This window comes from Pseudomonas sp. B33.4 (assembly GCF_034555375.1).
In the GTDB taxonomy this organism is placed as follows: Bacteria; Pseudomonadota; Gammaproteobacteria; order Pseudomonadales; family Pseudomonadaceae; genus Aquipseudomonas.
The window spans coordinates 1765471-1790301 of the sequence record NZ_CP140706.1; the positions used below are offsets into that span (position 1 = coordinate 1765471).

Consider the following 24831-nt stretch of genomic DNA (forward strand, 5'->3'; position numbering starts at 1 on the left):
TAGCCTGAAAGGCGTGTCTGGAGGTGTCTTTTAAACACTTCAGTTTAAAAGGCAAAAAGTCGGACGAAGATCAGGGGAAACCGTGGTCTGTCCCTGATAACGCGCACTTTTCTCTCAGGATGTCGGCACAAAAGTGAAAGCTGGCCCCTCAAACCCACCAACTCCTGTTGGTCCATATGCGATCGCATTGGGAGTGCCGTTTTCTTTTAGGTAATGACCGGCAACTATATTGTTTTTCGTCGGTGCCTGCCATCGCACTTTATAACGAGGATCCATGCCCGGATCGATGCGTCTCAAAAAAACATTAAGTTCAGTGAAATTTTCGAGGAATGCTTTGATTATTGGCTTTGCGTCCGTAGCTCCGGGCAGTTGCACTCCACCTTGTGCTAATCCCCATGCATGAATTTGATCAAATGAGAGCCTGTCAGTAGCTGCGGAGATTATCATTTTAAAAACGTTTGAGACGATGACCTGATATGAAAGCTGATTGTTAGATCCATCTCTGACAGTAATAACTGCGGATCCATTTTTAAGGCCAGTCACTTTGCCGGTAGTCCTGTCTACAGCTGCGATTGAAGGAATTGATGAGGTGAACGTGACTTCAGGAATTCCGCCTGTTGGTACTCGAGTCATCGTATTTCCCGAAACTTCTTTACTGTTCCATCCGTAGGACTGAAGCAACTTAACTCCATTCAGGGTCATTAGCGATTGGTCGATTGATAGCTTACGGACGACGCGAAAAGTTCGAGCGGCCGACACGGCACCGGAGCCATACAACGCTTTGGCGGTAAAGCTGTGCGCAGCAACACTCAGGCCTGTCACCGGCAGTTCCCATTTGCCCGTTGCGGGATCGGCAGTCGCTTTACCTTTTGAAGTTGCACCGTCGAATACTTCGATCTGCTGACCCTTGGCCGCGACGCCGCTCAGGATTACGGCAGTTTCCACGGTGACCCCGCCTTGGGGGATTTCGATATCGCTGGGAGAGCCTTTGACTGACGTCATCGTAGGGGCGACGTCTTCCGTGACCGTCATTGTTCTCGCTGCCGACACCAGACTCGGTTGCCTCAGGTCTCTGGCGGTAAAGCTGTGCCTGGCTTTGCTCAGGTCTGAAACCGACAGACTCCAGATGCCGGTTACTCCATCGGCGACCTCTTGACCTTTGATAACCGTACCGTCGAGCACTTCAACGTCCCGCCCGGCTGCGGCAACGCCGCTCAAAATGACGGCCGTTTCCACGGTGAAGCCATCCTCGGAGATTTCGTTATCGCTCGACGAGCCTTTGACTGATGTCAATGTCGGCGCCCTGAGGGCTTCCACCGTCAGGAGTCGTACATTGGAATAGGTCGATGTGGGGTGATAAAGGGATTTGGCAAACAACCGGCGCGCGCCGACTACAACCGTGATCGTGCATTCCCACAGGCCTGTGATTTCATCCGCGGTCGCGGTTCCCTTGAGCACCGCGCTTGCACCGTTGCCATCGTAGATCTCGACATCCTGACCCTTGCTGGCAGTGCCTTTGAGTGTCAGCGATGTGCTGATAGTCGTTTGCTCATCAGGCACCTCCGCACCTTTGTCATCCAGCACATTGTCCAGCGTCGGCACAATGAGGGCCGTGACAGTGAGGTTGTAAGCAGCCGAGGCGGGATCGTCACCATACTTTCCTGTCGCGGTAAAACTGTGTTTCGTCACAGTCAGCCCCGACATGGTGTAGGTCCAGATTCCGGAGACCGGATCGGCCGTGACCTCAACAACGAAGGTAGCGCCATCGCGTATTTCGACGTTCTTGCCCTTGGCGCCCGTGCCGCTGAGCACCACGCTGGTTTCAACGGTCGTGCCACCCTCGAGAATATCCTTGCCGCTCGGCGATCCCTTGACCGAGTCGATGGTTGGCGGATCGAGTGCCACCGGTTCACCGATCACAAACTCCAGCACATTCGAATAGCTGGTCTTGTTGCCGACTGCCCGGAGAATTTCGTAGCTCACTTGCACAGTCTTTCCGCGATTAGGCTCGATGTGCTGCGCCACAAACGCGGCGTTCAGTGGGAAATCGACGTCCTTGTCCTTGGACAGCTCATTGTGCGTTTTGGAGTCCGTGACAGGCGTCTGACCTTCTACTTTCCAAGTGTAAGTTACGATGTCCTTGGCTTTGGTCGGATTGGCCACCGGCCGTGGGGCGGTGATTTTGCTGGCTCCGCCCGGAAGGTCCTCGGGGTCCAGCACGCCATCCTTTTCACCCAGCACGATGGGTTTGACCAGCTCCCGCTGCGGCTCGCCAATGTTCAACAGCGAGGCGTGCAAAGAGGCGCGACGGGTGATGGTGCCGTTTTCGTCGCTCAGCAGGTTGTACGACAGATCCAGCGTGCCGCCCTCCAGGGTTTTGCCGTGTTTGCCGGCGACGGTGACGATGAACCCCTTGAGGTCATTGGCCTCGTCATCGCTGGGGAAATACCACTCCAGTTCCGGGTCGTAAGTCGTCAGGTCGGCCCGGATGCCGAACCATTTGAGCTCGATGGCTTTGTCCGTGGTGATCAATGGATCGTGGGGAATGCGGATGCGGTATTCGGGCGCGTCGGGGTCGAGCGCGCCGCTGATCTGGTCGATTGCGATGGGCGCGGCCAGGCGTGTCGGTTCGCCGATAACGCTGTAGGCGCGAGACTTGGATCTGGAGTTGTCGACCACGACGCCGCCGCGGCGTACATGATAGGAATACACCACCGTGCGTTTGGCCAAGGCGCGCAGGGTGCTGTTCTTGTGCGCGATCGAGACTCGCACCGGCGGCGTGGTTTCAATACGCTGGATCGCCGTTTCACTGATCTCTTTACCTTCGTCGTCGGTACCGATAACGCTGAGGTAGATCTCGTCGTTCTTTTTGAAGATGTTCACGTCATCCGCCCAGACCTCCACCAGCGGATCATCGTCCCCCAGCATCTCCAGATCCACGATGAGACCGTCGGCCTGTTTGAGGATGGGCGCCCCCAGGCGCAAGCCCTGGGTGTCGACGGCAATATAAACGGCCTCGCACCAGTCTGCGGACTCGTTGTACACGCGGTCGCGGATCTTGTAGTTGACCGACACCCCGTCGGAGTCTCCGGCTGAAAGGATGGTGGCTTCGTCGGCCAGAACCACAATGGGATTACCCTCTGGATCGTCGAGCTGTTCCTGGGTGACGGGCTCGGACTCCACGTTTTTCCCGGCCCAGGCCAGGATGATCACGTCACCGACGGCGACATTCTCGTAGAGCAGGCCATCGCCGGGTTTGGGTTTGGCGTAAACCAGCACGCCTTGCTTGGCAGTGACCTTGTCGACACCGTCGCGTACCACATCCGGCGGATCGAAGGTCATGCTCAGTTCGGAGTGGCCATACTCGGGGTTGGTATCCTGACCGCCGGGCAGTTCGAGTTTGACGACAAGCTTGAGCGTCGGCCCGGGTTCCGCGGCCTGACTGACACGCTTGACCTCGTAGGACAGATCCCAGTCGCCGCTGAGCAAGCGCTGCGGCGGGACGAACAGGGTGACGCGCTCACCGATTTCGACCTGATCGGTGATGGTCTTTTGCGCCACCATGATGGTGTTCAGCAACAACTTGCAGTTATCGCCCACATTCATGTTGGACCAGGCCGGACACTGGATCTTCATCCCCAAGTCGGGGTAGGTGAGTCGTGCGGCCGCGAGATTGACGCCCCAGGTGCCGTCGCCGAGATCTCGACCGCCGGAGATTTCCGGGTCGAGCAGGGCCAGGAGCGAGATTTCCTTGCGCGGTTGGATGAGCATGACGGGCACTCCTGCCGAGGGTTTGGGCGATGGAGTGATTAGGACGCGGAATCGAGAAAAGCGCACCTGTCAGATCTGACAGGTGACGACGGTTAAACGACGAGTGGTCGCTTACTCTATGAAAACCGCCGTCCCGGTTGATCCGGAATGGCGGTTTTTTTGGCTGGAAAGATGTGTTGCCTGGAAGACAGACTTCGTGAGCAAGCTCACTCCCCCAGGGATCATCAGTAGTGGCGCTTTACTACGGCAACTCCAGATTATCCATCACTCGATTCACCGCCAGCTCGCCGAGCATGATCAATTACGCGATGCCCAGCAGCGTCCTGCGTTGCGACGCGGGGATTAGATGAGCGAAGTCATGAGCGATAGTTCTGGCTGAGGCGAGTGTTTCGCTGGCGTCGGCCAGCAGTTCCTCGTTTTTGAAGTCTGCGGTGACGGCATACATCCGGCGAGCTTTACGGGGAGGTGGGGTCGGTTTCGGGTGGGTTGGGTGTTGGTTTGATCATGGTGAAGCTCCTAGAGTCATTGGAGCTGCCAACGTTCGCTGCGAGACGAATGAGGGTGGCAGCTATACGCGGGTCGCAGACCGGGACTCTAGAACCGGCAGACCCGAAGGTCTCCCACGTACAGCCGCCACAAGCAAAGCGGATGTTGTGCGTCCAGAGATCGACGGGCTGCGAGACCCGATCGCTGATGTGTCAGCGACCGACCCACAATAGAACCCGACCCCAAGGCGTACAAGCCGGCGGATTCTGGCTTGGCTGTAGGCAATGGCGCAAGGATTTGTATCCTCGAACGCGTGTCATGAGGTGTCTTTTAAATACAGGGGTTTAAGAGGTGAAAGATTGGGCGACTGTCTGAGTGAATACGTGGACTGTCCCTGAAAGCTCCCTGCGCTTTGTCGAGATTCGCCAGATCTGCGGCTCGATTTCTGAGGCTTACCTTTCGTCTGAAAGCGCGTTCAACCTGTCAGGTTTTACAGGTGTGTGACGCGTGCCTTTGCGTTTTGATTGATGGGTGGTGTCGCACATTGGGTGCGCCTGCATATGCGATGGCAAAGGAGAAAGGAAATGGAATTGCAAGATAAAGATGACGTGGGTGCATTCGTAAGCTACGACGAAAAAACTGGTAGGGGCACTATCTTTCCGGGAACGTACGATGAATACGTCGAAATAAAAAAGATACTTACCGGGCAAATTTCCTCACCTCACCCGGAACCTCCGATTAACCCTGACGAAAGGTGTTTTTTCTTTCTGGTCCCTGAAAGCCTAAAGCACCAATTCAACTTCAAAGTCGGTAGGAGGGTCGTATGTGATCTGGTGAAAAAAGGTTCGAAGGAAGTGACCAATCTCCGCTTTTAATTTAAAGCGCAGCGGGGTTGGCAATTTTTTGATGAGATTCTGCTGACTCCGCCTTACCTGAAAATACTGCTCCCCCACCCCGCTTAACCCTCTGTATCTCATTTCGCTGCAAAAGTTGGAAAGCTTCTTGCAGTACCCGCCGTGAGCCCGCTCTGGGCGTCAAAAGTTTGCTTTAAAGGAACGGGGAAAACCGGTGGATCGCTCTCAGTTATTCAACACTGCTCGCACAAACGTTGCCGACCTCAGTCGAGGCAATCTGGGCGTGCCGTTGCTGTTGCTGGTGATGCTGGCGATGATGATGCTGCCGGTGCCGCCGTTCCTGCTCGACGTGTTTTTTACCTTCAACATTGCCCTGTCGATCGTCGTCCTGTTGGTCTGCGTGTATGCGCTGCGACCGCTGGATTTTGCCGTGTTCCCGACGATTCTGCTGGTGGCGACGCTGCTGCGGCTGGCGTTGAACGTGGCCTCGACGCGGGTGGTGATGCTCCACGGTCAGGATGGTCACGCCGCTGCCGGTAAGGTGATTCAGGCCTTCGGTGAGGTGGTGATCGGCGGTAACTACGTGGTTGGTATCGTGGTCTTCGCGATTCTGATGATCATCAACTTCGTCGTGGTAACCAAAGGTGCCGGGCGGATTTCCGAGGTGAGCGCGCGTTTCACCCTCGATGCGATGCCCGGCAAACAAATGGCGATTGACGCCGACCTCAACGCCGGTCTGATCGACCAGAACCAGGCCAAGGCGCGCCGTCAGGAAGTCGCCCAAGAGGCCGAGTTCTACGGTTCGATGGACGGTGCCAGCAAGTTCGTCCGTGGTGACGCCATCGCCGGCCTGCTGATTCTGTTCATCAACCTCATTGGCGGCATGGCTGTCGGTATCTTCCAGCACAACATGAGCTTCGGCGATGCCGGTCGGGTTTACGCCTTGCTGACCATCGGTGACGGTTTAGTGGCGCAATTGCCATCACTGTTGTTATCGACAGCAGCAGCGATCATGGTGACCCGTGCTTCCGGTTCGGAAGACATGGGCAAGCAGATCAACCGTCAGATGTTCGCCTCGCCGAAAGCGTTGGCGGTGGCGGCCGGTCTGATGGCAGTCATGGGCCTGGTGCCGGGCATGCCGCACTTCTCGTTCCTGAGCATGGCTGCGCTGGCCGCCGGTGGCGCGTACCTGTTCTGGAAGAAGCAGAACGTGGCCAAGGTCGTGGCGTTGGAAGAGGTCAAGCGCCAGCAGGATTTGCTGCCGTCGCCGGCCCGCGCCATGGAAACCAAAGAGCTGGGCTGGGACGACGTGACGCCGATCGACATGATCGGCCTGGAAGTCGGTTATCGCCTGATTCCGCTGGTGGATCGCAACCAGGGCGGGCAATTGCTGGCGCGGATCAAGGGCGTGCGCAAGAAGCTCTCGCAGGATCTGGGCTTCCTGATGCCGACCGTGCACATCCGCGACAACCTCGATCTGGCGCCGAGCGCTTATCGCCTGACCCTGATGGGCGTGATCCTCGCCGAAGCCGAGATCTATCCGGACCGCGAGCTGGCGATCAACCCGGGCCAGGTCTACGGCACGCTCAACGGTATCAACGCCAAAGATCCGGCTTTCGGCCTGGAGGCGGTGTGGATCGAAATCAGCCAGCGTGCGCAGGCACAATCGCTCGGTTACACCGTGGTCGATGCCAGCACCGTGGTCGCGACGCACTTGAACCAGATTCTGTACAAACACTCCAGTGAGCTGATTGGCCACGAAGAAGTGCAGCAACTCATGCAATTGCTGGCCAAAAGCTCGCCGAAACTGGCAGAAGAGCTGGTGCCGGGCGTGGTCTCGTTGTCGCAACTGCTCAAGGTTCTCCAAGCGCTGTTGGCCGAACACGTGCCGGTGCGCGATATTCGCAGCATCGCCGAAGCCATCGCCAACAACGCCGCCAAGAGTCAAGATACCGCCGCGCTGGTGGCTGCGGTGCGCGTCGGCGTATCCCGCGCCATCGTCCAAAGCATTGTAGGCACTGAGTCCGAGCTGCCTGTGATCACCTTGGAACCAAGGTTGGAACAAATATTGCTCAATAGTCTGCAGAAGGCAGGACAAGGCTCGGAAGAGGGCGTTCTGCTGGAGCCAAGCATGGCCGAGAAGCTGCAGCGTTCGCTCATCGAAGCGGCGCAGCGTCAGGAAATGCAAGGTCAGCCGGTGATCCTTTTGGTCGCAGGCCCGATCCGCGCGATGCTCTCGCGCTTTGGCCGCCTCGCAGTCCCTGGGCTGCATGTGCTGGCCTACCAGGAAATACCGGACAACAAGCAAGTGACCATCGTTGCGACAGTAGGGCCCAACGGCTGAGGTAGTGGTTTATGCAAGTTAAGCGTTTCTTTGCCGCCGATATGCGTCAGGCCATGAAGCTGGTTCGTGATGAGCTGGGCGCTGATGCCGCCATCATTGGCAACCGCCGCATTGCCGGCGGTGTCGAGCTGACGGCGGCACTGGATTACAAACTGTCGGCGCTGGCGCCACGGGTTCCGAACATGGAACTCGAAGACGAGCTGCGCAAGACTCAGTCGCGCATCGTCACCGCTCAGGCCGAGTTGAGCCTGCGGGGCGAAGCCGACGGCAATAGCAATCGCCAGATTTTCGCCGGTCTGCCATTGACGGCCGGCCTGCCGCTGACCGCTGCTGAACCGCTGACCGAGCCGACGTACGCCGCTCCGGCGCGTCCAGCCCCGGCACCTGCGCAGTCCTCCGGGGGCGTGGATCCGCGTGCACTGGATTCGATGCGTTTTGAATTGAACAGCCTGCGCGAGCTGATGGAAGTCCAGCTCGGCACCCTGGCCTGGAATCAGCTGCAAGGCAGCCGTCCGGCGCAAGCCAACCTGTATCGTCGTCTGCAACGTATCGGTCTGTCCGGCCCGTTGTCGCGCGATCTGCTGGCGATGATCACTGATATCGAAGAGCCGCGTCAGGCCTGGCGCATGCTGCTCGCGCACCTGGCGCGGATGATTGCCGTACCGGAAGTCGAGCCGCTGGAAGAGGGTGGTGTGATTGCCATGGTCGGCCCTGCCGGCATGGGCAAGACCACCACGCTGGCCAAGCTGGCCGCGCGTTATGTGCTCAAGTACGGCGCGCAGAATGTCGCGCTGGTGAGCATGGACAGCTTCCGCATCGGTGCGCAGGAACAACTGAAGACGCTGGGGCGCATTCTCAATGTGCCGGTGACGCACGTTGACCCAGGCCAATCGCTGGTGCAAGCGCTGGATCCACTGCTGCGCAAACGCGTGGTATTGATCGATACTGCCGGCCTGCAGGCCAGCGATCCGGCCCTGCGCATGCAGCTCGAAAGTCTGGCCGGGCGTGGCATCCGTTCAAAAAATTATCTCGTGCTGGCAACCACCAGCCAGAAACAGGTTCTAACCGCCGCTTATCACAGTTACAAGCGTTGCGGGCTAGCCGGGTGCATCCTGACTAAACTGGATGAAACGGCCAGCCTTGGCGAAGTGTTGAGCCTGGCGATCAGTCATGAATTGCCGGTCGCGTACCTGACCGATGGCCCACGGATTCCGGATGATTTGCATCTGCCGCGCCGTCATCAACTGGTCAGCCGCGCCGTCAGCGTGCAAATGCAGGAAGAACCCAGCGAAGAAGCCATGGCTGACATGTTCGCTGATATCTATCACAGCCCGACCAAGCAGGTAGGCTGAGGTATTCATGAACAGTTTTTGTACCTACATCGATGGTCTGCCATGCATTGTTCCGGTTGTGAACGCGCAGCCAGTAATGTGGCCTCCGTCTATGCAAGACAAGGTAAAGAAATAACATGGGCAGCATGCATCCCGTACAGGTGATCGCGGTGACCGGCGGCAAAGGTGGCGTCGGCAAGACTAACGTGTCAGTGAACTTGTCTCTGGCGCTGGCAGAGCTTGGCCGTCGGGTCATGCTGCTGGACGCCGATCTGGGACTGGCGAACGTCGACGTTTTGTTGGGTCTGACCCCTAAACGCACATTGGCCGACGTGATCGAAGGCCGTTGCGAATTGCGCGACGTGCTGTTGCAAGGCCCCGGTGGCATCCGCATCGTCCCGGCCGCGTCCGGCACTCAGAGCATGGTGCACCTGAGCCCGGCGCAACATGCCGGTCTGATTCAGGCGTTCAGCGACATCGGCGACAATCTCGACGTACTGGTGATCGACACCGCTGCGGGTATTGGTGACTCGGTAGTCAGTTTCGTCCGCGCCGCCCAGGAAGTGTTGCTGGTGGTCTGCGATGAGCCGACCTCGATCACTGACGCTTACGCGCTGATCAAGTTGCTCAACCGCGATTACGGCATGAACCGCTTCCGCGTTCTCGCCAACATGGCGCAGAGCCCGCAGGAAGGGCGCAACCTGTTCGCCAAGTTGACCAAGGTCACGGATCGTTTCCTCGACGTCGCCCTACAATACGTCGGCGCCGTGCCTTACGACGAAAGCGTGCGTAAAGCGGTGCAGAAGCAGCGTGCGGTGTACGAAGCCTTCCCGCGTTCCAAGTGCGCACTGGCGTTCAAGGCGATCGCGCAGAAGGTCGATACCTGGCCGCTGCCCGCCAACCCGCGTGGCCACCTTGAGTTTTTCGTCGAGCGCCTCGTGCAGCAAACGGCAGGGCCCGTGCTATGACCGCTAGCGGTATGAACTACTACAAGAAGTCGGCACGCGACGCTCAGTACGAGCTGATCGAGCGTTACGCGCCGCTGGTCAAACGCATTGCCTACCACTTGCTGGCACGCTTGCCGGCGAGTGTGCAGGTCGAAGACCTGATCCAGGCCGGGATGATCGGCCTGCTCGAAGTCTCGACCAAATATGACGCCAGCAAAGGCGCCAGTTTCGAAACGTACGCGGGCATTCGAATCCGCGGCGCGATGCTCGACGAAGTACGCAAAGGGGACTGGGCGCCACGCTCGGTTCATCGCAATACCCGTATGGTCAGCGACGCAATTCGCTCAATTGAAGCTAAAACCGGCCGTGATGCTAAAGATCACGAGGTTGCGGCCGAACTCCAATTGAGTCTCGACGATTACTACGGGATTTTGAATGACACCTTGGGCAGCCGCCTGTTCAGTTTCGACGACCTGCTGCAGGACGGCGAACACGAAGGGCTGCACGAGGATGGCGCGAGTGCTCATCTTGAGCCGTCACGCGATCTGGAAGATGAACGTTTCCAGGCAGCGTTGGCGGACGCGATTGCCAATTTGCCGGAGCGTGAGCGACTGGTGTTGGCGCTGTACTACGACGAAGAGCTGAACCTCAAGGAGATCGGTGAAGTCCTTGGCGTCAGTGAATCGCGGGTCAGCCAGTTACACAGCCAGTGCGCGGCCCGTTTGCGGGGGCGTTTGGGGGAGTGGCGAGCGCGCTGAAGGCAGTGTGGGGACACTGCGAACGAGGCTGGTGCGGTGATGAACGGCACCGGTCTTGCTCTGTTGTGCTCCAGACAGTCTTCGAGTGCTGCGCCGATTGATTGAAGTGGCGCGTCCAGGTGCTGGGCGCGTTTAAGACTGCTTGGAGGTCGAATTGAACAAAGACATGAAAATCCTCATCGTTGATGACTTCTCAACGATGCGGCGGATCATCAAGAACCTGCTGCGTGATCTTGGGTTCACCAACACCGTCGAGGCTGACGATGGCGTGACTGCCATTCCAGTGCTCAACAGCGGCAGCATCGACTTTCTGGTAACGGACTGGAACATGCCGGGCATGACCGGTATCGACCTGCTGCGTCACGTGCGTGCCGATGAAAAGCTCAAGCACTTGCCAGTGCTGATGGTGACTGCAGAAGCCAAGCGCGAGCAGATCATTGAAGCCGCTCAGGCCGGTGTAAACGGCTACGTAGTCAAACCTTTCACGGCTCAGGCGTTGAAAGACAAAATCGAGAAGATTTTCGAACGCATCGGCTGATGAACGCGCGGGGGAGCTATGGAGCATAACGAATCTTCACAGGGCGATTTCGAGTCGACCCTGAAAAAACACGCGGTCGAACTGGTCGAAAGCCTTGAAAAAGGCAGGTTCGGCGACGCTGTGCAACTGATCCATGAGCTCAATCAGACCCGTGACCGTGGCCTGTACCAGGAAGTCGGCAAGCTCACACGTGAACTGCACAGTGCGATCGTCAACTTCCAGATCGACCCGAACATGCCGCAGGCCGAGGAAGTGTCGCAAATCACCGACGCCACCGAACGCCTGGGCTATGTGGTCAAGCTGACAGAGGCCGCGGCCAACCGCACCATGGATCTGGTGGAAAGCGCCACGCCGGTGGTCAACAGTCTGGCTGATGAAGCGCAGACCTTGAGCGCCGATTGGGGTCGTTTCATGCGTCGCGAGGTCGGGGCTGAAGAATTCCGTGAACTGGCGCGCCGGGTCGACGGTTTTCTGTCACGCAGCAGCACGGACAACCGTGCGGTGTCGAGCAATCTCAACGACATCCTGCTGGCCCAGGATTACCAGGACCTGACCGGTCAGGTGATCAAGCGTGTGACCCAACTGGTCACCGAAGTCGAAAGCAATTTGCTCAAACTTGTGCTCATGGCCAGTCAGGTCGACCGCTTTGCGGGCATCGAACATGACCGCGCCGCGATGCTTGCAGAAAAAGATCCACAAAAACATCTCTCGCAGGGTGAAGGTCCGCAGATTCATGCCGATAAACGAGAAGACGTTGTGTCCGGTCAGGACGATGTGGACGATTTGTTATCCAGCCTCGGGTTCTAGAGTTTTGGAATTTTAGGTTTTTTGGGTTTTTAGACCTGTAGGAGCACCCCATTAATGAGCTTCGGCGCCGATGAAGAGATCCTTCAGGATTTCCTGGTTGAGGCCGGCGAGATTCTTGAGCAACTGTCCGAACAACTGGTCGAGCTGGAAAGCCGTCCGGATGACGCAGATCTGCTCAACGCAATTTTTCGCGGTTTCCACACTGTAAAAGGGGGCGCCGGCTTCCTTCAGCTCAATGAGCTGGTGGAGTGCTGTCACATCGCCGAAAACGTGTTCGACATCCTGCGCAAGGGTGAGCGTCGCGTTGATGCAGAACTGATGGACGTTGTCCTCGAAGCGCTGGACGCGGTGAACAGTATGTTCAGCGAAGTCCGCGAGCGTGCTCCGATCACCGCTGCCACCCCGCAACTGCTGGCCGCTCTGGCGCGTCTGGCCGAACCGCAATCGGCGGACGCCACCCCGGCTTCGCCGGTGGCCGAGATGATCGAAGAACTGGTCGTTGAAGGCGACTCGTCGGGCGACATCACCGATAACGAATTCGAACAACTGCTGGATTCGCTGAACGCCGTCAAGGCCGAAGCCGAAGCCCCGGCCGCTGCTGCACCTGCGCAAACGGCCAATGAAGCAGCGAGCGATGAAATCACCGATGCCGAGTTCGAGTCGTTGCTCGATCAGTTGCACGGCAAGGGCCAGTTCGCGGTGGACGCGGTTGCACCAGCGGCGGCGGCTCCGGCTGCTCCGGCCGCGGGCGACAGCTCCGACATCACCGACGACGAATTCGAAGCATTGCTCGATCAGTTGCATGGCAAGGGCAACTTTGCCGTGGATGCGCTGGAGTCGGCGATTGCCTCGGCACCTGCGCCAGCCGCACCGGTTGCTGCGGCGGCCGGCAGCGATCTGATCAGCGATCACGAGTTCGAATCGCTGCTCGACGAATTGCACGGCAAAGGCAAGTTCTCCGAAGTCGGCACCGCTGCTGCTGGCAGTGCTTCGAGCGTCGCCACGCCTGCTGCCAAGGCACCGGCCGCTGCTGCAGCGCCCAAGCCTGCCGCCAAGCCTGAGCCGAAAGCCGAAGCGCCGAAACCGGCCGCCGCTGCTGCACCGGCTCCGGCCCGTGCGCCGGCGACACCGCCACCGGAAAAACCGGCGAGCGAAGCCGAAACCACCGTGCGCGTCGACACGGCACGTCTCGACGAAATCATGAACATGGTCGGCGAGCTGGTGCTGGTGCGTAACCGTCTGGTGCGTCTGGGACTGAACAGCGGCGATGAAGCCATGCAAAAGGCCGTGTCGAACCTCGACGTGGTCACGGCTGACTTGCAGACCGCCGTGATGAAGACGCGGATGCAGCCGATCAAGAAGGTCTTCGGGCGCTTCCCGCGTCTGGTTCGAGATCTGGCGCGTCAGCTGAAGAAAGAGATCAACCTGGAACTGGTGGGTGAAGAAACCGACCTCGACAAAAACCTTGTCGAGGCCCTGGCCGACCCGCTGGTCCACTTGGTGCGCAACGCTGTCGACCACGGCATCGAGTCGCCGGAAGAACGCGAAGCTTCGGGCAAGGCCCGTGGCGGTCGTGTTGTTTTGGCTGCCGAGCAAGAGGGTGACCATATCCTGCTGTCGATTTCCGATGACGGCAAAGGCATGGACCCGAACGTGCTGCGCGCCATCGCGGTAAAACGCGGCGTGATGGACAAGGACGCGGCCGATCGTCTCAGCGATACCGAGTGCTACAACCTGATTTTCGCCCCGGGTTTCTCGACCAAGACCGAGATCTCCGACGTGTCCGGCCGCGGCGTCGGCATGGACGTGGTGAAGACCAAGATTTCCCAGCTCAACGGTTCGATCAACATCTACTCGACCAAGGGCCAGGGCTCGAAAATCGTCATCAAGGTGCCGCTGACCCTCGCGATCATGCCAACCCTGATGGTCATGCTCGGCAACCAGGCGTTTGCGTTCCCGTTGGTCAACGTCAACGAAATCTTCCACCTCGACCTGTCGACCACCAACGTCGTCGACGGTCAGGAAGTGGTGATCGTGCGGGACAAGGCGCTGCCGTTGTTCTACCTCAAGCGCTGGCTGGTCAGTTCCGCCGCTCACGAAGAGCAGCGTGAAGGCCACGTGGTGATCCTTTCGGTGGGCACTCAGCGGATCGGCTTCGTCGTCGATCAACTGGTCGGCCAGGAAGAAGTGGTCATCAAGCCGTTGGGCAAAATGCTGCAGGGCACTCCGGGCATGTCCGGCGCCACCATCACCGGTGACGGCCGCATCGCGCTGATTCTCGATGTTCCAAGCATGCTCAAGCGTTACGCCGCACGGCGTATTTGAATCCGGGGCGGCGGGGCGATAACGTCCCGCTGCACCTAATGGAGTGTTTATGGCAGTCAAAGTCCTGGTGGTGGACGATTCGGGTTTTTTCCGCCGCCGCGTCTCGGAAATTCTTTCTGCGGATCCGAGCATTCAGGTGGTCGGCACTGCAACCAACGGTAAAGAGGCGATTGATCAGGCGCTGGCACTCAAGCCGGACGTGATCACCATGGACTACGAGATGCCGATGATGGACGGCATCACGGCGGTGCGGCACATCATGCAGCGCTGCCCGACCCCGGTGTTGATGTTCTCTTCGCTGACCCACGAAGGCGCCCGGGTAACGCTGGACGCGCTGGACGCCGGCGCGGTGGATTTCCTGCCGAAGAATTTCGAAGACATCTCGCGTAATCCCGAGAAGGTCAAGCAACTGCTGTGCGAAAAGGTCCATAGCATCTCGCGCAGTAATCGTCGTTTCAGTGCTTATAGCGCTCCAGCGCCAGTGGCTGCACCAGCACCGACGCCTGCTCCGGCGCCGTCGAGTTTCGGCAGCCACAGCAGCAGTCACAGCACCAGCGCGCCGGCGCGTCCGGCTCCAGCGCCGGCACCGACTCGCGCCCCGGCCGCCAGCGCTTCGTCGCCAGCGCCGAAACGCAAAGCCTACAAACTGGTTGCCATTGGTACGTCGACTGGCGGCCCGGTTGCCCTGCAACGTGTGTTGACGCAGTTGCCGGCGAATTTCCCGGCGCCGATCGTACTGATCCAGCACATGCCGGCGGCGTTCACCAAGGCTTTTGCCGAACGTCTCGACAAGCTCTGCCGCATCAGCGTCAAGGAAGCCGAGGACGGCGACATCCTGCGTCCGGGCCTGGCGTTGCTGGCGCCGGGTGGCAAGCAAATGATGATCGATGGTCGTGGCGCGGTGAAGATCCTCCCGGGCGACGAGCGTCTGAATTACAAGCCGTGCGTGGACATCACCTTCGGTTCCGCAGCCAAGTCCTACGGTGACAAAGTTCTGGCGGTCGTGCTCACCGGCATGGGCGCCGATGGCCGTGAAGGCGCGCGTCTGCTCAAGCAGGGCGGCAGCGCGGTCTGGGCACAAGATGAGGCAAGTTGCGTGATTTACGGCATGCCGATGGCCATCGTTAAAGCCGACCTCGCCGACGCGGTATACAGCCTCGACGACATCGGCAAACACATTGTCGAGGCGTGTATCTGATGGATGTTTTAAGCCTTATCGGGATCATCATGGCGTTCGTCGCCATCATCGGTGGTAACTACCTTGAAGGTGGTCACCTCGGTGCGCTGGCCAACGGCCCGGCGGCATTGATCGTACTGGGCGGCACCATCGGTGCCGCACTGCTGCAATCGCCGATGAGCGCGTTCAAACGCGCCATGCAGATCCTCGCCTGGATTCTGTTTCCGCCACGGGTCGATCTGGCCGGTGGCATCGATCGCGTCGTCAACTGGAGCCTCACCGCGCGCAAGGAAGGCCTGCTGGGCCTGGAAGGCGTGGCCGATGCCGAACCCGACAACTACTCGCGCAAAGGCCTGCAACTGCTGGTCGACGGCGCCGAGCCAGAAGCGATCCGCAGCATCCTCGAGGTGGATTTCTACACCCAGGAAGCCCGCGATATCGAGGCGGCAAAAGTCTTTGAAAGCATGGGCGGCTACGCGCCAACCATCGGCATCATCGGTGCGGTGATGGGCCTGATCCACGTGATGGGCAACCTCGCTGATCCGACGCAACTGGGCAGCGGCATCGCCGTGGCTTTCGTCGCGACCATTTACGGCGTGGCCAGTGCCAACCTGGTGTTGCTGCCAATCGCCGCCAAGCTGAAGTCAATCGCGTTGCGGCAGTCGCGTTATCGCGAAATGTTGTTGGAAGGGATCCTGTCGATCGCCGAAGGTGAAAACCCTCGCTCCATTGAGTTGAAGCTGCAAGGCTTCATGGATTAAGGGAATAACCTCATGGCTCGTCGCAGGCATCAGGAAGAACACGTCAATCACGAACGCTGGCTCGTGTCCTACGCGGATTTCATCACGTTGCTGTTCGCGTTCTTCGTGGTGATGTACTCGATTTCGTCGATCAACGAAGGCAAGTACAAGGAAATTTCCGAAGCGCTGGTCGGCGTTTTCAAAGACTCCGACCGCGCGCTCAAACCGATCCAGATCGGCGACGAACGGCCGAAAACCGTGACCCCGGCCAAGCCACTGGTCAAGGACGCCGAGCAGATCGACGCCGGTATCGCCGGCGCCAGCGATCCGCTGAAAAGCATCGCCGATGACATCAGCGCTGCGTTCGGTGACCTGATCAGCTCCAACCAGATGACTGTGCGCGGCAACGAGTTGTGGGTCGAGATCGAACTCAACTCCAGCCTGTTGTTCGGCAGCGGCGATGCCATGCCGAGCGACATCGCCTTCAACATCATCGACAAGGTGGCGGCGATTCTGAAACCGTTCGATAACCCGATTCACGTCGAGGGTTTCACCGACGATCAACCGATCCGCACTGCGCAGTACCCGACCAACTGGGAACTCTCCTCGGCGCGCTCGGCGAGCATCGTGCGCATGCTGGCCATGCAGGGTGTGAACCCTGGCCGATTGGCATCGGTGGGTTACGGCGAGTTTCAACCGGTGGCCAACAACGCTACCGCTGAAGGCCGGGGGAAAAACCGCCGGGTGGTTCTGGTGGTCTCGCGAAACCTCGATGTGCGCCGCAGCCTGACGGGCACTGGAACCGCTAACGCGCAACCGGACGCTGCGTTGAAGCGTGCTGGCACACAAACTGCACCGACCCCGGTCAAGACGCCGGGACGCGAGAGTGCCGTCAATTCTCCGTCACCCGCATTAACACGCTGAGCTATGTCTCGGTCGAGCATATCGGCCGGGAGGAACGAACTGAATGAGAGTCTGGGCAGTCGCCAATCAAAAGGGTGGTGTCGGTAAAACCACATCTTCCATCGCTTTAGCCGGGTTGCTGGCCGAGGCGGGCAAGCGCGTGGTTGTGGTCGATCTCGACCCGCACGGCTCGATGACCAGTTATTTCGGTTACGACCCCGACAGCCTGGAACACAGCAACTACGACCTGTTTCTGCACAAGGGCAGCGTGCCGCAAGGCCTGCCGGGGCAGTTGTTGTTGTCGACCAGTGACGAACGTATTTCCCTGCTGCCATCGAGCACCGCACTGGCGACCCTTGAGCGTCAGTCGCCGGGGCAGAGTGGTCTGGGCCTGGTGATCGCCAAGAGTCTGGCGCAGCTGTGGCAGGACTTCGATTACGCGGTGATCGACAGCCCGCCGTTGCTCGGCGTGCTGATGGTCAACGCCCTCGCGGCGAGCCAGCAACTGGTGATCCCGGTGCAGACCGAACACTTGGCCGTCAAAGGCCTGGAACGCATGGTCAACACCTTGGCGATGATCAACCGCTCGCGCAAACAGGCGCTGCCGTTCAGCATCGTGCCGACCCTGTTCGATCGCCGCACACAAGCATCGATGCATACCTTGCGCGTGCTGCGCGACAAATTCCCCGACGAGATCTGGCAGGGTTATATCCCGGTCGATACTCGTCTGCGCGACGCCAGCCGTGCCGGTGTCACGCCTTCGCAATTCGACGGCAAGAGCCGTGGCGTACTGGCCTACCGCGCGCTGCTCAAGCACCTGTTGGCGCAACAACTTGTTCCGCAGGTGGCTTGAATGATTTTGACTTGTGTAGGAGCTGCCGAAGGCTGCGATCTTTTGATCTTGCTTTGTGGCGTTCCTGAAAAGATCAAAAGATCGCAGCCTGCGGCAGCTCCTACAGGGGACTGTGCATGAATCGGCCTTTGAAGTTGACGTCGAAGCCGCAGTTGGCCTTGCAGTCGTATCTGGACAGTCTGCTGCAGGAGATTCCTGACGCGTTGCCGACGCCAGTCGAAGTTGTCGAAGAAAGTACCGAGGCGCTGGACGAGTTCCAGGCCGCGGTGCTGGAAGAGCAGGCCCGTGACGCGCAGAAAGCGGCCAGGCCTGCTGCGCCGGTTGCCGCGCCTGCCGTTGCAGCGGTTGCCAAAGCGCCGGTGGCTTTGATCGAGGAAGCAGCGCCAGTCCGTGCATCGGTCTCGACGCTCGCTCCGCTGCTGCAAACACAGTTGCTGAAAACCGCACCGCAACCGACTGTGGTCGAACCTGCTCCAGTTCCAGCTCCGGTCGCACCCGCACCCGTCGAGCAGACATTGGTCCCGCCGCTGGTGGAAGTGCATCTGCCGCCGAGCAACACGCCGCCACCGGTGGAAACCGATGGCCGTCCGGCCTGGGCCTCGGAGGCGTTCGAATGCCTGCTGTTCGACGTCGCCGGCCTGACGCTAGCCGTGCCGCTGGTGTGCCTCGGCTCGATCTACTCGCTGGCCGGCCACGAGCTGACGCCGCTGTTCGGTCAGCCGGAATGGTTCCTCGGGATCCTGCCGAGCCAGGCCGGCAACCTGAAAGTCTTGGACACCGCACGCTGGGTCATGCCGGATCGCTACCGCGATGACTTCCGTCAGGGCCTGCAGTACGTGATTTCGGTACAAGGTTACGAGTGGGGCCTGGCGGTGCATCAGGTCAGCCGCTCGTTGCGTCTGGACCCGAATGAAATCAAATGGAGAAGTCACCGGGGTCAGCGGCCATGGCTCGCCGGCACGGTGATTGAGCACATGTGTGCATTGCTTGACGTTTCCGCACTGGCCGAATTGATCGCCAGCGGTGGGGCAAAGCACCTGAGCGGCCACAAGCCGCTACATAAACCGACATAGCAGCCGACATAACAATCAGGCGACGGTATTGTTGAATGCCGCCACACAGAACACACACCGCCCAGAGCGGTTTTTTCGAGGGGTCAGGGTATGAGTAGTCAGGCGACGAATGCAAAAGGTTCTGAAGATCCGATCCTGCAATGGGTAACCTTCAAACTGGACAACGAAACCTACGGCATCAACGTGATGCGCGTTCAGGAAGTGTTGCGCTACACCGAGATCGCTCCGGTGCCGGGTGCGCCGAGCTACGTGCTGGGCATCATCAACCTGCGCGGTAACGTGGTCACCGTGATCGACACCCGTCAGCGCTTCGGCCTGAACAGCGGCGAGATCAGCGACAACACCCGTATCGTCATCATCGAAGCCGACAAACAAGTCGTCGGCATCATGGTCGACAGCGTGGCCGAAGTGGTTTATCTGCGTCAGTCGGAAATCGAGACGGCGCCGAACGTCGGCAACGAAGAGTCGGCCAAGTTCATCCAGGGCGTGTGCAACAAGAACAACGAACTGCTGATCCTCGTCGAACTCGACAAGATGATGAGCGAAGAAGAATGGTCGGATCTGGAGAACATCTGATTGATTCTCGAGGTTGCGGTCATTGTCCTGTTCCTCTTCTGGGCAGGCACGCTGGCAATGTTTGTGTCGTACATCAAGGCGCAGCGGGTGATCGCTGCGCAACAGGCTCAGGGCGATGCGCTGCGTGATCAGCGCATCAAGGACCTGGCCAAGCGTGTCGACGATTACCAGAACGGCAACGTGCGCATGGGCGAAGCCCTGCATGAGCTGCGCGCGGTCGTCGGTCCATTGCCGGACAAAATCGTTCAGCTGGAACAGCGCGATCCATCCAGCCTGTCATTCGCCCAGGCGGCGAAACTGGTGGGCATGGGTGCGAGCGTTGATGAACTGACTCAGTCCTGCGGGTTGACCCAGGCTGAGGCGGAGTTGATGCGCAAGTTGCACAAGAACTAGAAGCAAGATCAAAAGATCGCAGCCTTCGGCAGCTCCTACAGGGAAACGCATTCCAATGTAGGAGCTGCCGAAGGCTGCGATCTTTTGCTTTTAAGGCTTAGTAATCATCGCCGCGCAGGGTCACATCCTTCTCGACCATCGGCGCATTCGGGTCCTGCCCTTCGGGGAATTTGCCCTTCAGATTCCACGCAAACGCAATGATCTCGGCGATCGTCCGGTAAAGCTCCTCTGGAATGCTGTCGCCCAGTTCCATCCGCGCCAACAAGCGCACCAATTCGGCATTTTCATAGATCGGCACCTCGCAATCGCGAGCGATGCGCAGGATTTCTTCGGCCAGTTCGTCATCACCCTTGGCGGTGAGTGTCGGGGCGTGGTTGCCGTCGTACTTGAGGGCGATGGCCTGGCGTGGGGCAGTGGAATCGTTCATGCGGTTTCGTCGACCCAGCGGTGTTCGAGACGGGTTTGGTTGCCTTGCGGCGGGGTGCCGAGGTGGCAGTCGATGTCGCCGACGTTGAGCCCGCGATCAAGCAGGCGCTGGCGCAAGGCGAACAGGTTGTTTTCGATCAGGTCCGCCGTGTACGGCCGTTCGGCCCACAGTTGGCTGGACAGGCTGCCGGCGATCAGTTGCGCCTGAATCTGCATCGGCCCGAGCGGTTCCATGTCGAATGCCAGATCGACGCGCCACAGTTGCTGTTTGGGCTCGCGCTCGTCGCGACGTTCATTCGGTTGCGGCTCTCGCTCCGGCGCTTCTTCACGCTGAAACTTGACCTGCAGCGGCACGATGTCCTGCAGATTGCGCATGGGAATTTCCAGCTGCCAGGTGCTGAGCAGGCGTCCGTCATCAGTAACGCCGGTTTGTTCCAGGCTCGACAGTTGATGGCTTTGCAGGCGCGAAACGGCGGCGGCGGCGAGGCGAAGCAACTGTTCCAGATCGCCTTCGCCGTCCAGGCTTTGCAGCAAACGCTCGGGCAGCGGGAAACTGCTGGGTACCGGTTTCGCGCTGACCTGGCCGAGCATGCCGAGGGCGTTGCGCACGAAACTAGGCAGCGCTTGCGCCAGGGTGTTGGCGGCGATGATCGCGTTGAAACTGGTGCTGTTCGGCAGGCCCGGCGTCAGTTGTGCGATCAGCTTGAGCAGATCGGCCTTCATGTCCTGGGCCAGCGTCGGGTTCTGTCCGCTCAGCAGTTTGGCTTCGAGGAACACGCCGCTGTTGGCCAAGGCCAGCGCCACGCCTTTGGCGGTGCTCAGCTGTTGCACGTCCGGAAGGCCGGCGAGCAATTTGTCGACCACTGCGCGCAAATCTGCAGAGGTCGAGTCATCGGCTGGCGGCAGATTCTGTAGTGCGTTCAGCAGCCCGTTGAGCGAAGCCTGCCGACTTTGCTGGCCGACCAGTTGCTGACTCACGGCGAGTTGTTCCTGACGACTGCTCATCGGCAAGAACTTGAGGGTTTGAGCGTCTTCCACCAGCGCCGAAAGCAAGGTGCCAATGCGCAGCGGCTGCGGGCTGTCGATGGTCAGAGTGCTGCCGCTCTGCGCAGTGTTGAGCAGCGTGACCAGCGAACGGAATACCGCGGCTTGCCCCGGCGTCTGCGGCAGTATTTGCGAGGTCAGCACCTTGCCTTGCAGCAGCGTGCCGACCGGCAACTGCGCGGTATCGATGCGGGTGAGGGCGGCGACGCTGCTGGCGATGGCCTGCTGCACGGTTATCGCCAGGTTGCCCGCCGAGGGCTGAGTGATCGCCAGACTGGTGCCTTGCGGCAGCGGCAGATTGCTGGTCGCTTGCACGGTGGTCTGGCGTCCGCCGTCGACGGTCACCTTGAGCAATAACTGAAAAGTCTGATCCGCCTGCTTGAGCGACAACACCTCGGCCTTGGCGCTTTGCCCGGCGGCAATCAGGCCTTCGACCGGGGTCAGCAGCTTGAGTAGCTCACCGACCTGCGGGCGAGCGGTCGCCGGGGTAGTGGGCGGGAGCGGGAGGATGTTCATTTCGCCTGTCATACGCGGACACAACCTGAGGAAATTGCACTCTTGAGAGTAAGGCACGGCATGTATAATGCCGCCCGTCTTGCGCTTCGTTCAAAAAACATAGCAATTGTTTGACCCAGCTCTCTAGATCGAGCCGTCAATGCATCTATGCTGCATCTCTTTAACGGCCGCGCCAGAGCCGACTTGAACCGTATAAGGCCCGTGATCCCTTGACCAGTCCTGTCCTGCAAACCGTTGCCCTCGCGTGTGAACGTGATCTGCGGCTGCTCTTCGAAAATCTCGAATTGAGACTGGCCAGTGGCGATATGGTGCAGATCAGCGGCCCCAACGGCAGCGGTAAAACCAGCCTGTTACGTTTACTGTCGGGGCTGATGCAGCCGACCGCCGGGCACGTCCTGCTCAATGGCCAGCCGCTGACCGAACAACGCAGCGAACTCGCACGCAACCTGCTGTGGATCGGCCACGCCGCCGGGATCAAGGATTTGCTGACCCCGGAAGAAAACCTCTCGTGGCTCTGCGCCCTGCATCATCCCGCCGAACGCGAGGCCATCTGGCAAGCGCTGGCAGCAGTAGGATTGCGCGGTTTCGAAGATGTTCCCTGCCACAGCCTGTCCGCCGGTCAGCAACGCCGCGTGGCGCTGGCGCGTTTGTATCTGGACAGCCCGCCGTTGTGGATTCTCGATGAGCCGTTCACTGCCCTCGACAAACAAGGCGTGGCGCAGCTCGAAGAACACTTGGCCGGGCACTGCGAACGTGGTGGTCTGGTGGTGCTTACGACGCACCACACGCTGAGCCGGATGCCGGCCGGTTATCGCGACATCGATCTGGGGAACTGGGCAGTATGAGTGTGTTTGGCCTGCTGGTTGCCCGTGAATCCCGACTGCTGTTTCGCCGCCCGGCGGAGCTGGCCAATCCGCTGATTTTCTTCGCCATCGTCATCGCTCTGTTCCCGCTGGCCGTCGGCCCGGAAACTCAAGTGTTGCAAAACCTGTCCCCCGGGTTAGTCTGGGTGGCGGCGCTGTTGTCGGTCCTGCTCTCGCTGGACGGGCTTTTCCGCAGTGATTTCGAAGACGGGTCCCTGGAACAGTGGGTCCTTTCGTCGCACCCGCTGCCACTTCTGGTCTTGGCCAAGGTGCTGGCACACTGGCTTTTCTCCGGTCTGGCGCTGGTTTTGCTCTCACCCTTGCTGGCGTTGATGCTCGGTTTGCCTGCCGCCTGCCTGCCGGTTTTGCTGTTTTCGTTGCTGCTGGGAACACCGGTGCTGAGCTTGCTCGGCGCGGTGGGCGCGGCACTGACGGTCGGTTTGAAACGTGGCGGCCTGTTGCTGGCGCTGCTGATTCTGCCGTTGTACATCCCGGTGTTGATCCTCGGCAGTGGCGCTTTGCAGGCAGCCCTCCAAGGCATGCCGGCGACCGGGTATCTGCTGTGGCTTGGTAGCCTGACCGCTCTGGCGATCACCCTGACACCGTTTGCAATAGCTGCTGGCCTGAAGATCAGCGTCGGCGAATAATGAGGTCTGGTTAAAATTTAACCAGCAAAGACCCTGAGACTGCTCACACCGATGAGCGGCACCCGTGATGGAAACAGTATGAACTGGACCTGGTTTCACAAGCTCGGCTCGCCCAAGTGGTTCTACGGCATCAGCAGCAAATTCTTGCCGTGGCTGAGCATCGCAGCGTTGCTGCTGATCGGCGTCGGCGTCATTTGGGGCCTGGCCTTCGCGCCACCGGATTATCAGCAAGGCAACAGCTTTCGCATCATCTATATCCACGTACCTGCCGCGATGCTCGCTCAGTCGATCTACGTGATGCTAGCGGTGTGCGGTGTGGTCGGGCTGGTGTGGAAGATGAAACTGGCCGACGTCGCCCTGCAATGCGCCGCACCGATCGGCGCGTGGATGACCGCCGTGGCGCTGGTTACCGGGGCGATCTGGGGCAAACCGACGTGGGGTTCGTGGTGGGTCTGGGACGCGCGCCTGACCTCGATGCTGATTCTGCTGTTCCTGTATTTCGGCGTGATCGCGCTGGGCAATGCCATCAGCAACCGCGACAGCGCCGCCAAGGCCTGCGCGGTGCTGGCCATCGTCGGTGTGATCAACATTCCGATCATCAAATACTCGGTGGAGTGGTGGAACACCCTGCACCAGGGTGCGACCTTCACCCTCACGGAAAAACCGGCGATGCCGGCGGAAATGTGGCTGCCGCTGTTGCTGACGGTGCTGGGTTTCTACTGTTTCTTCGGCGCCGTGCTGTTGCTGCGCATGCGTCTTGAAGTGCTCAAGCGCGAAGCCCGCGCCAGTTGGGTAAAAGAAGAAGTGCAGCACAGTCTGGAGGCCGCTCGATGAGTTTTGCTTCATTCGGCGACTTCCTCGCCATGGGTCATCATGGCCTGTATGTCTGGTCGGCTTACGGCATCTGTCTGGCGGTGCTGATCCTCAACGTGGTGGCGCCGATCGCGGCCCGCAAGCGCTATCTGCAACAAGAGGCGCGTCGTCTGCGCCGGGAGAACGGCAAGTGAATCCGCTGCGCAAGAAACGTCTGATCATCATTCTGGCCATTCTGGTCGGGGTCGGCGCTGCCGTCGGCCTGGCCCTCAGCGCCCTGCAGCAGAACATCAATCTGTTCTACACCCCGACCCAGATCGCCAACGGCGAAGCGCCGCAAGACACGCGCATTCGCGCCGGCGGCATGGTTGAGGCCGGTTCGCTGCAGCGCTCGAAGGATTCGCTGGACGTCAAATTCGTTGTCACCGACTTCAACAAGTCTGTGACCATCGCCTATCGCGGCATCCTCCCGGATCTGTTCCGCGAAGGGCAGGGCATCGTCGCCCTCGGCAAGCTCAACGCCGACGGTGTGGTGGTGGCCGATGAAGTGCTGGCCAAGCACGACGAGAAGTACATGCCGCCGGAAGTGACCAAAGCCTTGAAAGACAGTGGTCAATCGGCACCAACACCTGCGAAGGAGGGTTGA

General features: G+C 59.6%; 23 protein-coding genes and 1 pseudogene. 20 read left to right on the forward strand and 4 right to left on the reverse strand.

Annotated features, from left to right (window positions below; genetic code table 11):
* Window positions 1-114: 114 nt before the first annotated feature.
* Both U6037_RS07870 and U6037_RS07875 read right to left on the reverse strand, forming a co-directional pair.
* Window positions 115-3771 (reverse strand): Ig-like domain-containing protein, encoded by a 3657-nt coding sequence (locus U6037_RS07870; RefSeq protein WP_322846357.1) that lies wholly within the window; start codon window positions 3769-3771, stop codon window positions 115-117.
* Between the two features lie 304 nt (window positions 3772-4075).
* Window positions 4076-4252: pseudogene (locus U6037_RS07875) on the reverse strand (DUF6124 family protein); the annotation flags it as partial.
* A 589-nt stretch (window positions 4253-4841) separates the two neighbouring features.
* On the opposite strand from U6037_RS07875, the gene U6037_RS07880 reads away from it, so the two are divergent.
* From U6037_RS07880 to U6037_RS07950, 15 genes are all read left to right on the forward strand, one after another.
* Complete coding sequence (locus U6037_RS07880; RefSeq protein WP_322846358.1) at window positions 4842-5132, forward strand: hypothetical protein; 291 nt, start codon at window positions 4842-4844, stop codon at window positions 5130-5132.
* Between the two features lie 193 nt (window positions 5133-5325).
* Complete coding sequence (gene flhA / locus U6037_RS07885) at window positions 5326-7455, forward strand: flagellar biosynthesis protein FlhA (RefSeq protein WP_064120994.1); 2130 nt, start codon at window positions 5326-5328, stop codon at window positions 7453-7455.
* 11 nt (window positions 7456-7466) lie between these two features.
* Complete coding sequence (flhF, locus tag U6037_RS07890) at window positions 7467-8807, forward strand: flagellar biosynthesis protein FlhF (protein ID WP_007920012.1); 1341 nt, start codon at window positions 7467-7469, stop codon at window positions 8805-8807.
* A 116-nt stretch (window positions 8808-8923) separates the two neighbouring features.
* On the forward strand, window positions 8924-9754 hold the full coding sequence (gene fleN, locus U6037_RS07895) for a flagellar synthesis regulator FleN (RefSeq protein WP_003222917.1): 831 nt from the start codon (window positions 8924-8926) through the stop codon (window positions 9752-9754).
* A complete protein-coding gene (fliA, locus tag U6037_RS07900; RefSeq protein WP_007920004.1) occupies window positions 9751-10491 on the forward strand; it encodes an RNA polymerase sigma factor FliA in 741 nt (246 codons plus the stop codon). Before fleN ends, fliA begins: the two co-directional genes overlap by 4 nt.
* Window positions 10492-10657: 166 nt before the next feature.
* Complete coding sequence (locus U6037_RS07905) at window positions 10658-11029, forward strand: chemotaxis response regulator CheY (protein WP_161986607.1); 372 nt, start codon at window positions 10658-10660, stop codon at window positions 11027-11029.
* A gap of 18 nt (window positions 11030-11047) precedes the next feature.
* Window positions 11048-11836, forward strand: a complete 789-nt coding sequence (locus U6037_RS07910) for a protein phosphatase CheZ (protein ID WP_007920000.1) — start codon at window positions 11048-11050, stop codon at window positions 11834-11836.
* A 54-nt stretch (window positions 11837-11890) separates the two neighbouring features.
* Window positions 11891-14161: a chemotaxis protein CheA gene (locus tag U6037_RS07915; protein WP_322846359.1), complete on the forward strand. Its 2271-nt coding sequence runs from the start codon at window positions 11891-11893 to the stop codon at window positions 14159-14161.
* A 49-nt stretch (window positions 14162-14210) separates the two neighbouring features.
* Window positions 14211-15359 (forward strand): protein-glutamate methylesterase/protein-glutamine glutaminase, encoded by a 1149-nt coding sequence (locus U6037_RS07920; RefSeq protein ID WP_150752210.1) that lies wholly within the window; start codon window positions 14211-14213, stop codon window positions 15357-15359.
* Window positions 15359-16099, forward strand: a complete 741-nt coding sequence (locus tag U6037_RS07925; RefSeq protein WP_016987476.1) for a flagellar motor protein — start codon at window positions 15359-15361, stop codon at window positions 16097-16099. Before U6037_RS07920 ends, U6037_RS07925 begins: the two co-directional genes overlap by 1 nt.
* Window positions 16100-16111: 12 nt before the next feature.
* Window positions 16112-17002 (forward strand): flagellar motor protein MotD, encoded by an 891-nt coding sequence (gene motD / locus U6037_RS07930; RefSeq protein WP_064390875.1) that lies wholly within the window; start codon window positions 16112-16114, stop codon window positions 17000-17002.
* A 43-nt stretch (window positions 17003-17045) separates the two neighbouring features.
* Window positions 17046-17834, forward strand: a complete 789-nt coding sequence (locus U6037_RS07935) for a ParA family protein (RefSeq protein ID WP_008077691.1) — start codon at window positions 17046-17048, stop codon at window positions 17832-17834.
* 116 nt (window positions 17835-17950) lie between these two features.
* The gene (locus U6037_RS07940; RefSeq protein WP_322846360.1) at window positions 17951-18907 is read left to right on the forward strand and encodes a CheW domain-containing protein; all 957 of its coding nucleotides are present in this window, start codon (window positions 17951-17953) and stop codon (window positions 18905-18907) included.
* Window positions 18908-18997: 90 nt separating this feature from the next.
* Entirely contained in the window at window positions 18998-19483 is a 486-nt protein-coding gene (locus U6037_RS07945) for a chemotaxis protein CheW (protein ID WP_007919980.1), read from the forward strand.
* Window positions 19484-19876 (forward strand): DUF2802 domain-containing protein, encoded by a 393-nt coding sequence (locus tag U6037_RS07950; RefSeq protein WP_322846361.1) that lies wholly within the window; start codon window positions 19484-19486, stop codon window positions 19874-19876. It begins immediately after the preceding gene.
* 97 nt (window positions 19877-19973) lie between these two features.
* Here the strand turns inward: U6037_RS07950 and U6037_RS07955 are convergent, their stop codons facing one another.
* Window positions 19974-20303 carry an EscU/YscU/HrcU family type III secretion system export apparatus switch protein gene (locus U6037_RS07955; protein ID WP_141128997.1) on the reverse strand — a complete coding sequence of 110 codons (330 nt, stop codon included), beginning with the start codon at window positions 20301-20303 and terminating at the stop codon, window positions 19974-19976.
* On the reverse strand, window positions 20300-21874 hold the full coding sequence (locus tag U6037_RS07960; protein WP_322846362.1) for a flagellar hook-length control protein FliK: 1575 nt from the start codon (window positions 21872-21874) through the stop codon (window positions 20300-20302). The genes U6037_RS07955 and U6037_RS07960 overlap by 4 nt, the downstream gene beginning before the upstream one ends.
* A 197-nt stretch (window positions 21875-22071) precedes the next feature.
* Between U6037_RS07960 and ccmA the strand changes: the two genes are divergently transcribed.
* The 5 genes from ccmA to ccmE all read left to right on the forward strand — a co-directional run bounded on the left by ccmA (window position 22072) and on the right by ccmE (window position 24831).
* Complete coding sequence (ccmA, locus tag U6037_RS07965) at window positions 22072-22707, forward strand: cytochrome c biogenesis heme-transporting ATPase CcmA (RefSeq protein ID WP_095050200.1); 636 nt, start codon at window positions 22072-22074, stop codon at window positions 22705-22707.
* A complete protein-coding gene (gene ccmB, locus U6037_RS07970) occupies window positions 22704-23372 on the forward strand; it encodes a heme exporter protein CcmB (protein ID WP_008083427.1) in 669 nt (222 codons plus the stop codon). The genes ccmA and ccmB overlap by 4 nt, the downstream gene beginning before the upstream one ends.
* Window positions 23373-23450: 78 nt before the next feature.
* On the forward strand, window positions 23451-24206 hold the full coding sequence (ccmC, locus tag U6037_RS07975; RefSeq protein ID WP_095050201.1) for a heme ABC transporter permease: 756 nt from the start codon (window positions 23451-23453) through the stop codon (window positions 24204-24206).
* Window positions 24203-24379, forward strand: a complete 177-nt coding sequence (ccmD, locus tag U6037_RS07980; protein WP_003222944.1) for a heme exporter protein CcmD — start codon at window positions 24203-24205, stop codon at window positions 24377-24379. The genes ccmC and ccmD overlap by 4 nt, the downstream gene beginning before the upstream one ends.
* Window positions 24376-24831, forward strand: a complete 456-nt coding sequence (gene ccmE / locus U6037_RS07985; RefSeq protein ID WP_007919964.1) for a cytochrome c maturation protein CcmE — start codon at window positions 24376-24378, stop codon at window positions 24829-24831. Before ccmD ends, ccmE begins: the two co-directional genes overlap by 4 nt.